Consider the following 13,676-nt stretch of genomic DNA (forward strand, 5'->3'; position numbering starts at 1 on the left):
ACCCGTGTCCGAGGAGCTCCGCCAGATGTCCCACCCGCTGTCGCAGATCGCGAGCCAAGCACCGTTCGTCGCCCGGCACGTCGGCCCGCGCGACGACGAGATCGCCAAGATGCTCGACGCGGTCGGCTACGAGTCGCTGGACGCGCTCGTCGCCGCCGCCGTCCCCGACGCCATCCGCAGCATCGGCGCGCTGGACCTCCCGCCGGCCAGCACCGAGATCGAGGCCCTGCACGAGCTGCGCGCGCTGTCGCGGCGCAACCAGCGGCACACTCAGATGATCGGGCTGGGCTACTACGACACGGTCACTCCGCCGGTCGTCGTGCGCCGGGTGCTGGAGAGCCCGGCCTGGTACACCGCGTACACGCCGTACCAGCCGGAGATCTCCCAGGGCCGGCTGGAGGCGCTGCTGAACTTCCAGACCATGGTGTCCGACCTGGTCGGGCTGCCGACGGCCAACGCGAGCCTGCTGGACGAGGCGACCGCGGCCGCCGAGGCGATGACCCTCATGCGCCGCTCGGTCCGCGGCACGACGGCGAACACCGTCGTCGTCGACGCCGACTGCCTGCCGCAGACCATCGCCGTCATCCAGACCCGCGCCGAGCCGCTGGGCATCGACGTCGTGGTGGCGGACCTGGACGGCGGACTGCCCGACGGCGACCTGTTCGGCGTCGTGGTCCAGTATCCCGGCGCGTCCGGGCGGGTGCGCGACGTGCGACCCGTCATCGAGGCCGCCCACGAGCGCGGTGCGCTGGTCGCCGTCGCCGCCGACCTGTTGGCGCTCACGCTGCTGACCCCGCCCGGCGAGCAAGGCGCGGACGTCGTCGTCGGCTCGTCCCAGCGGTTCGGGGTGCCGCTGGGGTACGGCGGCCCGCACGCCGGGTACATGGCGGTCCGTGCCGGCCTGGAGCGCGGGCTGCCCGGCCGCCTGGTCGGCGTGTCGAAGGACGCGTCCGGCGCGCAGGCGTATCGGTTGGCCTTGCAGACCCGTGAGCAGCACATCCGCCGCGAGAAGGCGACGTCGAACATCTGCACGGCGCAGGTGCTGCTGGCCGTCGTGGCCTCGATGTACGCGGTCTGGCACGGTCCGGACGGGCTGCGCGAGATCGCCCAACGCGTGCACCGGCACGCCACCGGGCTGGCCGCCGCGCTGCGTCACGGCGGTGTCGAGGTCGTGCACGACGCGTTCTTCGACACCGTCCTCGCCCGGGTGCCCGGGCGCGCTGAGGCCGTCGTCGCCGACGCGGCCGACCTGGGCGTCAACCTCGGCCTGGCCGGCACCGACCTGGTGCGCGTGGCCTGTGACGAGGTCACCACCGACGGCGACGTCGCCAGGGTGCTGCGCGCCTTCGGTGTGACCGTCGACCCGGCTCCGGCCGACGACGGCGACCACGACGCCGTCCCTGCCGGGCTGCGTCGCAGCAGCGGCTACCTGCGGCACCCGGTGTTCAACACGCACCGGTCCGAGACGTCCATGCTGCGCTACCTGCGCCGGCTGGCCGACAAGGACTACGCGCTCGACCGGGGCATGATCCCGCTCGGCTCGTGCACCATGAAACTCAACGCGGCCACCGAGATGGAGCCGATCACCTGGCCCGGGTTCGCCGGCATCCACCCGTTCGCCCCGGTGGAGCAGGCCGAGGGCTACCTGGCGCTGATTCGTCAGCTCGAGGGCTGGCTGGCCACGATCACCGGGTATGACGCGGTCTCCATCCAGCCCAACGCCGGGTCGCAGGGCGAGCTGGCCGGGCTGTTGGCGATCCGCGCGTATCACCGGGCGGGCGGCGACGACCAGCGCGACGTGTGCCTCATCCCGTCCAGCGCCCACGGCACCAACGCGGCGTCGGCGGTCATGGCCGGCATGCGGGTCGTGGTGGTCGCGGCCGCCGACGACGGCACCGTCGACCTCGACGACCTGCGGGCGAAGCTCGACGAGCACCGAGACCGGCTCGCCGCCATCATGATCACCTACCCGTCCACGCACGGGGTGTACGAGGAGGGCGTCACCGAGATCGCCCGGCTGGTGCACACGGCAGGCGGCCAGGTGTACGTCGACGGCGCCAACCTCAATGCCCTGGTCGGCTTGGCCAAGCCGGGGGAGTTCGGCGCCGACGTCAGCCACCTCAACCTGCACAAGACGTTCTGCATCCCGCACGGCGGCGGCGGTCCGGGCGTCGGGCCGATCGGCGTGCGGGCGCACCTGACGCCGTTCCTGCCCAACCACCCGCTGCTGCCCGAGGCCGGGCCGGCGACGGGTGTGGGGCCGATCGCCGCGGCGCCGTTCGGGTCCGCGTCGATCCTGCCGATCCCGTGGGCCTACATCCGCATGATGGGCCCGGGCGGGCTGAAGCTCGCCACCCAGACCGCGGTGCTCAACGCCAACTACGTCGCCGCCCGGCTGCGAGACCACTTCCCGGTGCTCTACACCGGCCGCGGCGGGCTGGTGGCGCACGAGTGCATCGTCGACCTGCGCCCGCTCACGAAGGCCAGCGGTATCACGGTCGACGACGTCGCCAAGCGGCTCATCGACTATGGCTTCCACGCGCCGACGATGTCGTTCCCGGTCGCCGGGACGCTCATGATCGAGCCGACGGAGTCCGAGGACAAGGGCGAGCTCGACAGGTTCTGCGACGCGATGATCGCGATCCGTGCCGAGGCTGACCGCGTCGCCTCCGGCGAGTGGCCGGCCGACGACAACCCGCTGGTCAACGCGCCGCACCCAGCGACGACGCTGGTGGCCGAGTGGGCGCACCCGTACAGCCGCGAGGAGGCCGTGTTCGCGTCGCGGTCCGCGCGCGAGGACAAGTACTGGCCGCCGGTCGGGCGCATCGACGGGGCCTACGGCGACCGTCACCTCGTGTGCGCCTGCCCGCCGCCGGAGGCGTTCGAGCACTGAGGTCGGGGTGGACCCCGACCAAAGTCCAGGGGCGGACTCCGACCCAGGTCGCATGTGGCGGCCGCTCTGGGCCGCGTAGGGTCGTGGGTGACGATTCGGCGGCCGAGCGGAGAACACGGGGACCATGAACGACGCGATCATCGAAGCAGCCCGCGACGTGATGGGGTCGCCCTGGGTCTACGCGATCATGTTCGCCATCGCGGCCCTCGACGCGTTCTTCCCGGCCGTTCCGAGCGAGAGCCTCATCATCACCGGTGGTGTCTTCGCCGCCAGCGACGGTGAGCCCACCCTGCTGTTCGTCATCCTCGCCGGTGCCGCGGGCGCGTTCCTCGGCGACCACATCTCGTATTTCATCGGGCGCACCGCGGGCACCAGGGTGCGCAACCGGCTGCTGGGCGGGAAGAGGGCCACGGCCACGTTCAGCTGGGCCGAACGCATGCTGGCTGAGCGGGGCGGGCTGATCCTCATCGTCGCGCGGTACATCCCCGGCGGGCGGACGGCCGTCACCCTGACCGCCGGCACGGTCGCCTACCCGCTGCGCAAGTTCACGTTCTTCGACGCCATTGCGGCGCTGTCGTGGGGCACCTACTCCGGCATGATCGGCTACCTCGGGGGCCACGCATTCGAGGACAACCCGCTGCTCGGCCTCGGCGTCGGCCTCGGTATCGCGCTGGCCGTGACCGGCACGGTCGAGCTCATCCGGCACCGCGTCGCCGCACGCAACAAGCGCCGCGCCGCCGAGCAGGCCGCCGCTGCAGAGGCGCCGGAGGGGTCACCGGACGGGTCGGCCGGCCGGTCGCGGGACGGGTCGTCGGACGAGAAGCCGCAGGAGCTGGTCTGACGACCATCGCAGGGCCTGCCGCGGTGGTACCACGGCTCCGGTGGAGCGTCGTCGCCCGGCGCACGGCGGGGCTCGCCTCGGGTGCTGCCACCGCACTCGTCGAGCTGTGGGTCCTGGCCGTGATCGGCCTGGCGCTGCTGCCGGTCCCGGCCTGGGGCCGGCAGCGTCGCGCCGTGTTGCGCCCGGCCGGCCGGGTCGCGGTGCGGCTGACGACGATCGAACGGCGTCGGCTGCGCCGGTGGCTCGACGTCGACGCGGCACCGCCGGCCACGTCGCGCGCGGCGCTGGCTTTCCTGACCGCCCGGTGCGCCGTCGGGCTGCTGGCCGGTGCCATCTTCGCCCTGCTGGCCGGCGGCCTGGCCACCGCTGTCATCATGCTCGGCGCGTGGCTGCTCGACGAGCCCGCCGCTGACGGCGGCGACACCGGCCTGACCGTCCTGTCGCTGATCATCCCCGGTGTCGTGCTGCTGTACCTCGCGCTGCAGGGACTGGTCGGGGTCGTCGGCCTGGAGCGGTGGGTGGCGGCCCGGTTCCTCGGCCCCAACCGCACCGAGGCCCTGGAACGGCGCATCGAGCAGCTGGCCGAGAGCCGGGCGGGCGTCGTCGCCGCCGTCGACGCCGAGCGCCGGCGCATCGAGCGCGACCTGCACGACGGGGTACAGCAGCAGCTCGTCGCCCTCGGGCTGCTGCTCGGCCGGGCCCGGCGGGCCAGCGACCCCGCCCGCGGCCAGGAGCTCCTGCGCGCCGCGCACGAGGAGTCGCAGCGGGTCCTGGCCGACCTGCGGGCGGTCGCCTGGCGGGTCTACCCGACGGCGCTGGACACGCTCGGCCTGGAGGAGGCGCTGACGGCGGTGGCCGAGGGTGTCGGCGCCTCCCTGGAGTTCGCCGTCGACGAGCCGCCACCGGACGCCGTCGCCACCGCCGTCTACTTCGTGGTCGCCGAGGCCGCCACCAACGCCGTCAAGCACGCCGGCACCGGCCGTGTCCGCATCGAGGTGCGCCGCGACGGCGACCGCCTGCGGGTCCGCGTCGACGACGACGGTGCCGGCGGCGCCGACCCCGATGGCGGCGGGTTGTCCGGGCTGCGCCGGCGGGTCGCGGCGCTGGACGGCCGGTTCGCCGTCACCAGCCCGGCCGGCGGGCCCACCGTCGTCGTCGCGGAGCTGCCGTGCGGGTGATGCTGGCCGAGGACTCCGTGCTGTTGCGCGAGGGTCTGGTCAAGCTGCTGGGCGACGAGGGCCATCAGGTCGTCGCCGCCGTCGGTGACGCGTCGGCGCTGCTGGCGCAGGTCGAGCGGGAGCGGCCGGACGTCGTCGTCGCCGACGTGCGGATGCCGCCCACCCACACCGACGAGGGCCTGCGCGCGGCGCTGCGCATCCGGGCGTCGTGGCCGGAGGTCGGCATCCTCGTGCTGTCGCAGTACGTCGAGAAGCGCTACGCCGTCGAGCTGTTCACCGAGCACACCGACGGCGTCGGCTACCTGCTCAAGGACCGGGTGGCGCACGTCGGTGACTTCCTCGATGCGCTGGAACGCGTCGCCGGCGGGGGAGCGGCGTTCGACGCCGAGGTGGTGCGCCAGCTCATCGCCCGCACCAGCCACACCGACCCGCTGCAGCGGCTGACCCCACGCGAGCGCGACGTCATGGAACTGATGGCGCAGGGGCACACCAACGCCGGCATCGGCCGCGCCCTGCACGTCTCGCAGAGCGCGGTCGAGAAGCACGCCAACGCGATCTTCGACAAGCTGGAGCTGAGCGCCGCCGAGGGGTACAGCCGGCGGGTCCTGGCGGTGCTGCGCTACCTGGGGTCGTGATCGCGGGGGCGGCCGGCCCGATGCCGGGCCCGCTCGCGGCCGCTCTCGCGGCGCTCCTGCCGATCGCGCCGGTTCGCCCGGATACGCAGCACCACGAAGACGACGGCGGCGATGACGACGGCGGCGATCACGGCGTACTGGAACAGCTCGGTGTACTGCTCGACGGTGTCCCAGCGCTCACCCAGCTGGTAGCCGAGCATGATGAACACCGTGTTCCAGATCAGGCTGCCGAGCCCGGTGAACGCCAGGAAGACCGGCAGCGACATCCGCTCGACGCCGGCCGGGATCGAGATGAAGCTCCGGAAGATCGGGATCATCCGACCGAAGAAGATCGTCTTGGTCCCGTGCTTGGCGAACCACGCTTCCGCCTTGTCGACGTCGCCCATCTTGACCAGCGGCAGCTTGGCCAGGATCGCCCGAGTGCGCTCACGCCCGACCGCGGCCCCGACGGCGTACCAGATCAGCGCCCCGACCAGCGAGCCGACCGTCGTCCAGACGATGGCAGCGGCCAGGTTCATGTCGCCGCGGCTGGCGGTGAACCCGGCCAGCGGCAGGATGACCTCGCTGGGCAACGGCGGGAACAGGTTCTCGGCGGCGATGGCCAGACCGGCGCCGATGGCACCCATGGACTCCATGAGGTCGACGGCCCAGCCCGCGATGCCGGACAGCTCGGTCGGGGGAGTATCGGACAGGCGGATGTTCACGCCCCGACGTTACGGGATGCGCCGCCCGCCGCACGATGAAGGACGCCGCCGACCCACCCTGCGGACAACCACATCCCCGTTCCCACGCCGCCCCAGCCGCGTTGATCACGGCCGAAGTGCCCCTTCCGGTGGCCCATGATCATCAACGATCGCTGACATCACGAGGATGCTGTGTGCTTCACCATGCTTGTGACCCTGGTGAGGCGCGGGAACGCCTGGTGATGTCGCGGATCGTTGATGATCAAGCGGCGACGATGGCCGTGCCTGCTGGGCGCTGGTCACGTTGTGGGCGTGACTACCGCCCAGCGCCGTGGAACGGGCCGGTCGACGGCACTGACGCCCACGACGTCACCCGCACCTCCAGGGGTGCTTGCCGGCCCTGGTTCTCCGACGACCCCCGGAACCACCCCCTGGGTTGATCAAGGAGTAGAGCAGCTTCCGAGACCGCGGGAAGGAGACCTACTCCATGATCAACGGGGATGGCCACGGCGTGGCTGATCGGTTCGTCGAGCCTTCGTCGGTAGCGTCTGGTCTGCCTGGTTCCAACGGGTTCGTCCAGTCGTGAGGCGGGGGTGGTGCCGGTGTCCCGAGAGGTCCGGGCTGCCCTGATCCTGTGCCTGGTGGCGGGCGTCGTCGTCGGAGCGGCGCGTTCTGAGCCCTCGGGGACGGCGGTCGCGACGGCGCCGGAGCCGAAGTCGTCGGCGCGGTTGCTCTCGGCGGTGCCGGCCGGCGACAGCACCGCGGCGCCGGTGGCGGAGGTCGACAGCGTCGGCACCCGGCACCTGACCGGCCGCGAGGGGCGCACGGTCGCGCTGACCTTCGACGACGGCCCGCATCCGGACTTCACGCCGCAGGTGCTGCGCATTCTGCGCGACAACGAGGTCACCGCGACGTTCTGCGTCGTCGGCGAGATGGCCAGGAACCAGCCGGACCTGGTGCGCGAGATCGTCGAGCAGGGTCACACGCTGTGCGACCACACGGTCAGCCACGACGCGAAGCTGCCGTCACGGGACGAGAGCGTGATCGAGGACGAGATCGTCGGTGCGCTCGCAGCCATCCACGACGCCGTGCCCGATGTCGAGGTGCCGTTCTACCGTGCACCCGGCGGCAACTTCGCCGAGAACGTCAACGCCGTCGCCGGTGAGCTCGGTCAGACGCCGCTGGGCTGGAGCATCGACCCCGGCGACTGGCGCAAGCCGGGACCTCGCACGATCCACGACTACGTGGCCGAGGCGATCCACCCTGGGGCGGTGGTCCTGCTGCACGACGGCGGCGGCGACCGGTCCGGCACGGTGGCGGCGCTGCCCGACCTCATCCAGACGTTGCGCGTGGCCGGCTACGAGTTCGTCGTCCCCCGGACGTGACAGCGGCATATGGCAGGCTGACCCTGTGCGACGGCAGAACGTGACGGCGAACCAGTCCACCGGCTCGCGCCTCGCCCGGGTGATCGTGCAGGGCCTCTGGATGCTGCTTCCGGTGCTCAGCCTGAGTTTCCTGGCGTTCGTGCCGGCCGTCCAGGTGTGGTGGCGCGCCCGGACCACCGGCTGGCTGATCACGGCGCTGGTGCTCACCCTGTGCACAGCCGGGGTGGTCACTGGGATGGCTCTGGACGGCGACGGCGCGGGGTTCGGCGCGCTGCTCATCGGCACCGGCCTCGGCGGCCTGGTCGCCGCGGTAGCTGGGCGCGAGATCGTGTTCGACTACGAGGCCCACGTCGATCCCGCGGTTCGGGCGGTGCTCGACAGCCGTGAGCGGCGCCGGCACGCCCGCGAGATCGTGGCGCACGACGTTCAGATGGCGGTCGAGCTGGGCATCGGGCGGCCCGACCTCGCCGGCGAGTTCGACGACGGCGGCATGATCGACGTCAACAACGTGCGGGCGGCCGACCTCGTGCGGCACCTCGGCTGGCGGCAGGCCGTGGCGGACAGCTTCGTCCGAGATCGCGACCGCCGCCACGGCTACGCGTCGTTCACCGAGCTCATGGCCATGTCGGGCGTGGACGTGAACCTGCTGGAGCGCGACGCCGAACGTCTGGTCCTGCTGCCCCATCAGGACCGGGACCGGGAACTGGAGTGAGCGAGCCGGAGGGCCGGTTCGACCGCTGGCGACGCGCCGCGGAGTCCGCGGGCGCGTCGGCGGGGGAGGCCCGGACCCGGCTGATCAAGGAGCTGGCGGTCGGGTTGGCCGCGCTGGTCGGCCGCGCCAAGCTGCCGCTGCTGGCGGTTGGCGTCGCGCCGCTGCCCTTCGCGCTGGTGCTGGTGTTGGAGGGCCTGGCGCTGGGCGGCACGGCCGGCCAGGTCGTCGTCGTGCTCGGGCTGATCGGCGCCGTGCCGGGGCTGTGGGTGCTGTGGCGGCGCCGCCGGTTGGTGGGAGCGGTGCAGCCGGTCGAGGAGCTGGCCGCCGAACTGGCCCAGGCCTACGACATCGCCGGCGCCTGGGCGAAGGCCGGCGACGCCCTGCAGCGGGTGCGCACGGCCGGACCCGGGCTGCGCGGGGCCGGCCGTGCGGCGCGCGGCATCTGGGCGGGGGTACGGCTGACCCGGGAGCTGTTCGACCGGTTCTCCGACCTGCCGCGAGTGGCGCCGTTCGTGCCGGTGCGGCTGCAGTTCACCGGCTACCTGTGCGTAGCGTCGCTGGCCAGCGTGATCATCCTGGCGGCTCTCTGCGTCGTCGGGGTGCTGGCCCTGGCCGCCGACGCCGTCATCTGACGTCCGGCGCCGAAGCGGGCGCGGGCATCGTCCCTCCCGACTGCTGGGCCTGTCGAGGTCGGGGCGGAGCGGCACGCTCCCTGTGCTTCGCTGAGGTCCTTCTCACCGCGCCCACACGGGTGGGGTCGCGGCGGGCCGCGGGGTCAACCGCCCCAGGCTCGCACCCCGCACCGCTCGGCCCACTCGTCGTACGTGCCGGCCATGGCCTTGACGCGGGGCACGCTCCGGCTGGACAGGTCGTCCAGCTCGGTGCGGTCCTCGGCCAGGTCGTACAGTTCCCAGTCGTCCCCGAACGCGCTGACCAGCTTCCACTGTCCGAGCCGCACGGCTCGGTTCCCCTCGTGCTCGAAGAACAGCGGCCGCTCCCGCGACCAGTCCTCCCCGTCGAGGAGCGGCAGGAGGCTCTCGCCCTCCAGCGGCGTGATCGGATGCCCGTCGAACTCCGCGGGGTACGGTGCGCCGGCCGCGTCGAGGCAGGTGGCGAGCACGTCGATGAAGTGCGCGGGCTGGTGCACGATGCGCGGGCCGCCGAAGCGGGCCGGCCAGTTCACGATGAACGGCGTCGAGATGCCGCCCTCGTGGACCCACCGCTTGAACCGCCGGAACGGGCTGTTGCTGGCATTGGCCCAGCCCTGCCCGTAGCTCATGAACGTGTCGGCCGGCCCGCAGCGCAGCCCGGGAACGTTGCCCACGCGCATCGTGCGTCCGTCGAGCGGGTCGGTTCGGTACCGGAACCGCTCGCCGGGGTGCGCCTCCTCGGCCATGAGCTCGGCGCAGCCGCCGTTGTCGGAGGCGAACATGACGATGGTGTCGTCGGCCAGGTCCAGTCGTCGCAGGCAGTTGAGAATCCGCCCGATGCCTCGGTCCATGCACTCGATCTGGGCCGCGTACGTGGCCATCCGCAGGTCTTCCCAGCCTGGCTCGGGGGAGACGTCCCAGGGACGGACGGACTCGTCCCGCGGTGAGATGTCCCAGCGCGGATCGACCAGGCCCAATGCCTTCAGCTCCTCGTGGCGTCCGGTCCGGACGGTGTCCCAGCCGGCCCGGTACGTGCCCTCGTACCGGGCGATGTCCTCCTCGGGAGCGTGCAGCGGCCAGTGCGGCGCCGTGTAGGTGACGTGGAGGAAGAACGGCGCGTCCCCGCCCGCCACCTGTTCCACCATCCGCACGGCGTTGTCGGTGATGGCGTCGGTCAGGTAGTAGTCGTCGGATGTCTCCAGTGGGATCAGCTCGTCGTCGCGCATCAGCGTGCGGGGGTAGAAGTAGCTGGCCGCGCCGGACACGATGCCGTAGAACCGGTCGAATCCGCGCTGGGTGGGGATGGGATGGGTCGCGTCACCGGGGCGCCAGCTGTCGGCGTCGAGGATGTCGTAGCCGCCGCCCACGTGCCATTTGCCGGACAGCATGGTCGAGTAGCCGTGTGCCCTCAGCGCCTCGGCGATGGTGACGCTGCTGCGGTTGAGGTAGCCCTGGTACGACGGGGACCCCAGGTTCTCCATCATGTGCCCGATGCCGGCCTGGTGCGCGTAGAGACCGGTCAGCAGCGAGGCGCGCGACGGGCAGCACCGCGCGGAGTTGTACATCTGCGCGAAGCGGACACCCGAGGCCGCCAGCCCGTCCAGGTTCGGCGTCCTGATCTCCGAGCCGTAGCACCCGAGGTCGGAATACCCCAGGTCGTCGGCGAGGATCAGGACGATGTTCGGTCGCTGGCCCGACGGGTCGGTCACCGCGCGATCTCCAGCGGCAGGTGGCAGACCGGACCCCCGGAGGGCTGGGTGTTCGACTCGGCCAGGTCACGGATCTGGGCTGCGCTGAGCGCCCGGTCGAACAGGTACACCTCGTCGACGGCGCCGACGAACGGATGGTTGATGCCGTCCATCCGCGCACCGACCCTGATGCCGGCCAGGAAGTTCGTGGACAGCGAGCCCGCGTCGGCCGGCTCGCTGGCTACGGCCTCGCCGTCGAGGTAGAGGGTCCACTCGTGCTGGGCGCCCCGGCGCACCGCGACGTGGTGCCAGACGCCGTCGGCGACGTCCGCGACCACCTGGGCCGTGGTGTCGCCGCCCGCGGTCCGCATCCGCGCACGAAGCACGCCGCTACCCGGCACGTACTCGATGAACCACTGCGGGAAGTCGCCGTTGTTGTACGCGTGCATGATGCGTTGCTGGCGCGCCTGCGCGGTACGGAACCACAGCGCGGCGGTGAAGGGGCGGTTGCCCACGTCGATCGAGGGGTCGTAGGGGAGCTCGACGTAGTCGCCGGCCAGCTCCAGGGCGCGGCCGAAGACGCCGTCGACCCGCGCCGGGCTGCCGCTGACGACGGCGTCGTTGCCGTTCCCGGACATGTCCGGCGTGGTCCGCCGGCGGGGGATGGGGCGATCCAGCGCCGACATCGGCACCCTGGCCAGGCTGATGCGCTGGTGGTAAGTGAGCGGTGTTGCCTCGGACAGTCGAGGGCCGTTCTCGTACAGCACGCCGATGGTGTCGTCGTCGATGCTGGCCAGGTCGGAGTAGCCGGCCGGCCCGTCGTACAGGAGGAGGCTCTCGTGCCACGAGGCGCCGGCGTCCAGGCTGGACCACAGGGTGAGCCGCTCTCGCGACGACGGGTGCCAGGGCGCGGAGAAGATGATCCGCTCGCCGCGGTCGGTGCTGCGGTTCTGCGTGAGCAGTGACCCGGAGATCATCGGGGTCACCAGGTCCGGCACGATCTCGAACGGTCTTTCGATGGTCTCGCCGCCGTCCCTGCTGATGGCATGCGCGCGGTTGCCCGGTGCCGTGCCCAGGTGGTCGCGGGTGTTGAGGTAGACGGTGCCGTCCTCGAGCTCGACGATCGCCGTCTCGTTGGGGATGACGTCGGCGTCGTCGTAGGCGCCGAGTGCACCACCGAGTCGCCAGGTCTCTCCGTGGTCGTCGCTGATGATGGTGTGGATGCCGACGACAGCGGGGGTGTCGGCCGTGGCGGGGAGGTAGTTGTGGTTGCCCGGCATGACGAGGCGGCCGGCGTGCGGGCCGTGGGCCAGCTGGATACCGTGCGTCGGCCCGCCCACGTAGTGCCGCATCTCCGGCCGCTTGAGGACGTCGGTGAGCTCGCGCCGTGGCGCCCAGGTGACGCCGTGGTCGTCGCTGTAGGTCACGAACGGCCGCGGTGCGTCCTCGGGGCTGACGGTGTCGTTGACGATCTCCTCGCCGGTGACGTGTCCGCCGGTGCGAACGAAGAACAGGTGGATGCGGCCGGTCGACCGGTCGACGACGACGGACTGGTTGGCGATGCGTTCCGGCGGCTCGGCCTGGACCACGGTCAGCGGACCCCAGGTCCGGCCGTCGTCGGTGGAGCGCTTGGACACCAGCTGGATGTGGCCGAAGTCCTCGGCGTTCTCGACGCGCCCCTGCGCGAGCGCCAGCAGCGAGCCGTCGGTGGCGCGGACGATGAGTGGGATGCGGAACGTGTGGTAGTCGTCGGTCTCGCCGCGCTCGAACACGGTGATCTGTTCCAGCTGACGCCTCGGCGCCGCGCTGGCCGTCGTCGACCACCCGCCGATCGTGAGCAGCGACGTGCCGCCGACCAGGCCGGCTGCCTTCAAGAGATCGCGTCGTCGTAGCTCGTCCACGGTGCTCTCCTCTCGTAGCTGTAGCTCTGCGATCCGCCGGACGGTCTCGGCTCCGGCGGACTGTTCGTGCTGCCTCGCCGGGTCAGGCTGATCCGCGCCGGACCAGCTCCCACTGCCGCAGCCGCGTGCGGCCTTCGGCCGGTGCCTCGCCAGCCAGCCGGCTCAGGAGCAGCTCGGCGATGTCGGCCGAGCCGACGGAGGTCGGGCCGACGCTGGTCAGCTGCGGATTCATGACCAGGTCCTCGGCGATGTTCCCGACGCCGATCACCGCGACGTCGTGCGGCACGCGCAGGCCTTCGTCGCGTGCCGCCCAGATGGTGCTCACAGCCGCGAGGTCCGACGCCGCGAAGACCGCGGACGGGGGATCGGGCTGCAGGAGCAGCCGCTGGGCGCTGCGATAGGCGTCGGCCCGCGACGCCGCGCCGCCGACCACGAGCCGGGGGTCCAGGTGGAGGTCGTTGGCACGCAGCCCGGCGCGGTAGTCCTCGTAGCGGCCGTAGCGCGCGGCGTTCGGTGGGAAGTGACCGATGAACCCGATGCGCCGGTGCCCGGACGAGACGAGGTACTGCACGGCGCCGCGGCAGGCCTCGGACGCGTTGCTCTGGACCACGTCGACGCCGTCGCCGGCCGGCTCGTCGGCTACGAGTACGACCGCGACGTTCAGTGGAACGAGCGCTTCGACGTCCGCCCTGGCCACTTGGGCGCCAGGGACGATCACCACGCCGTCGGCCAGGCGGCGACGCAGCTGCTCTATGACGGCCGGCCGCTCGGCATCCGCGTCGCTCACGGCGATGACCAGCGTGTAGCCGTGCGGCGCCACGGCCTCCTGGAGCTCGCGAGCCAACGCGTCGAAGTACGGGACGCCCAGGCGCGGCAGCACCAGGCAGATCCGCTCCGTCTTGCGCCGGCGCAGCGCCCGCGCCGACTGGTTCGGCACGTAGTCGAGGGAGCGGACCGCTTCGAGCACCCGCTGCCGCGTCTCGTCGCGGACCCGCGCGCTCCCGGAGCGCCGCCCGCTCAGGACGTACGACACCGTCGCCTTCGAGACACCCGCCAAGCGGGCGACGTCCGCGGCCGTGGGCGCATCCACCCGCTCAACCATCGGCGTTG

At 72.1% G+C, this 13,676-nt stretch carries 11 protein-coding genes; 7 read left to right on the forward strand and 4 right to left on the reverse strand.

Annotation, left to right across the window (positions count from 1 at the left end; translation table 11 throughout):
• Positions 1 to 25: 25 nt before the first annotated feature.
• The 4 genes from gcvP to E1269_RS08105 all read left to right on the forward strand — a co-directional run bounded on the left by gcvP (position 26) and on the right by E1269_RS08105 (position 5,547).
• Positions 26 to 2,893: an aminomethyl-transferring glycine dehydrogenase gene (gcvP, locus tag E1269_RS08090; protein ID WP_131893183.1), complete on the forward strand. Its 2,868-nt coding sequence runs from the start codon at positions 26 to 28 to the stop codon at positions 2,891 to 2,893.
• Positions 2,894 to 3,017: 124 nt separating this feature from the next.
• Positions 3,018 to 3,734, forward strand: a complete 717-nt coding sequence (locus E1269_RS08095) for a DedA family protein (RefSeq protein ID WP_131893185.1) — start codon at positions 3,018 to 3,020, stop codon at positions 3,732 to 3,734.
• Positions 3,735 to 3,757: 23 nt separating this feature from the next.
• Positions 3,758 to 4,912, forward strand: a complete 1,155-nt coding sequence (locus tag E1269_RS08100; RefSeq protein ID WP_131893187.1) for a sensor histidine kinase — start codon at positions 3,758 to 3,760, stop codon at positions 4,910 to 4,912.
• The gene (locus E1269_RS08105) at positions 4,903 to 5,547 is read left to right on the forward strand and encodes a response regulator (RefSeq protein ID WP_162606279.1); all 645 of its coding nucleotides are present in this window, start codon (positions 4,903 to 4,905) and stop codon (positions 5,545 to 5,547) included. The genes E1269_RS08100 and E1269_RS08105 overlap by 10 nt, the downstream gene beginning before the upstream one ends.
• Here E1269_RS08105 and E1269_RS08110 read toward each other — a convergent pair.
• A complete protein-coding gene (locus E1269_RS08110) occupies positions 5,532 to 6,182 on the reverse strand; it encodes a DedA family protein (RefSeq protein WP_131893303.1) in 651 nt (216 codons plus the stop codon). The two genes, E1269_RS08105 and E1269_RS08110, sit on opposite strands and share 16 nt — an antisense overlap.
• A gap of 650 nt (positions 6,183 to 6,832) precedes the next feature.
• Here E1269_RS08110 and E1269_RS08115 point away from each other — a divergent pair.
• From E1269_RS08115 to E1269_RS08125, 3 genes are read left to right on the forward strand one after another with little or no spacing between them, the layout of a single operon-like run.
• Positions 6,833 to 7,615, forward strand: a complete 783-nt coding sequence (locus tag E1269_RS08115) for a polysaccharide deacetylase family protein (protein ID WP_162606280.1) — start codon at positions 6,833 to 6,835, stop codon at positions 7,613 to 7,615.
• A gap of 25 nt (positions 7,616 to 7,640) precedes the next feature.
• Positions 7,641 to 8,327, forward strand: coding sequence for a hypothetical protein (locus E1269_RS08120; protein ID WP_131893191.1), 687 nt, complete (start codon positions 7,641 to 7,643; stop codon positions 8,325 to 8,327).
• Entirely contained in the window at positions 8,324 to 8,959 is a 636-nt protein-coding gene (locus E1269_RS08125) for a hypothetical protein (protein WP_131893193.1), read from the forward strand. Before E1269_RS08120 ends, E1269_RS08125 begins: the two co-directional genes overlap by 4 nt.
• 143 nt (positions 8,960 to 9,102) lie before the next feature.
• Here the strand turns inward: E1269_RS08125 and E1269_RS08130 are convergent, their stop codons facing one another.
• The 3 genes from E1269_RS08130 to E1269_RS08140 form a co-directional block, all read right to left on the reverse strand.
• Positions 9,103 to 10,686 carry an arylsulfatase gene (locus tag E1269_RS08130; protein ID WP_203433162.1) on the reverse strand — a complete coding sequence of 528 codons (1,584 nt, stop codon included), beginning with the start codon at positions 10,684 to 10,686 and terminating at the stop codon, positions 9,103 to 9,105.
• Positions 10,683 to 12,566: a sialidase family protein gene (locus E1269_RS08135; RefSeq protein WP_131893195.1), complete on the reverse strand. Its 1,884-nt coding sequence runs from the start codon at positions 12,564 to 12,566 to the stop codon at positions 10,683 to 10,685. The genes E1269_RS08130 and E1269_RS08135 overlap by 4 nt, the downstream gene beginning before the upstream one ends.
• Positions 12,567 to 12,648: 82 nt before the next feature.
• Complete coding sequence (locus tag E1269_RS08140) at positions 12,649 to 13,656, reverse strand: LacI family DNA-binding transcriptional regulator (RefSeq protein ID WP_162606281.1); 1,008 nt, start codon at positions 13,654 to 13,656, stop codon at positions 12,649 to 12,651.
• Between the last annotated feature and the right edge of the window lie 20 nt (positions 13,657 to 13,676).

This window comes from Jiangella asiatica, assembly GCF_004349065.1.
Lineage (GTDB): Bacteria > Actinomycetota > Actinomycetes > Jiangellales > Jiangellaceae > Jiangella > Jiangella asiatica.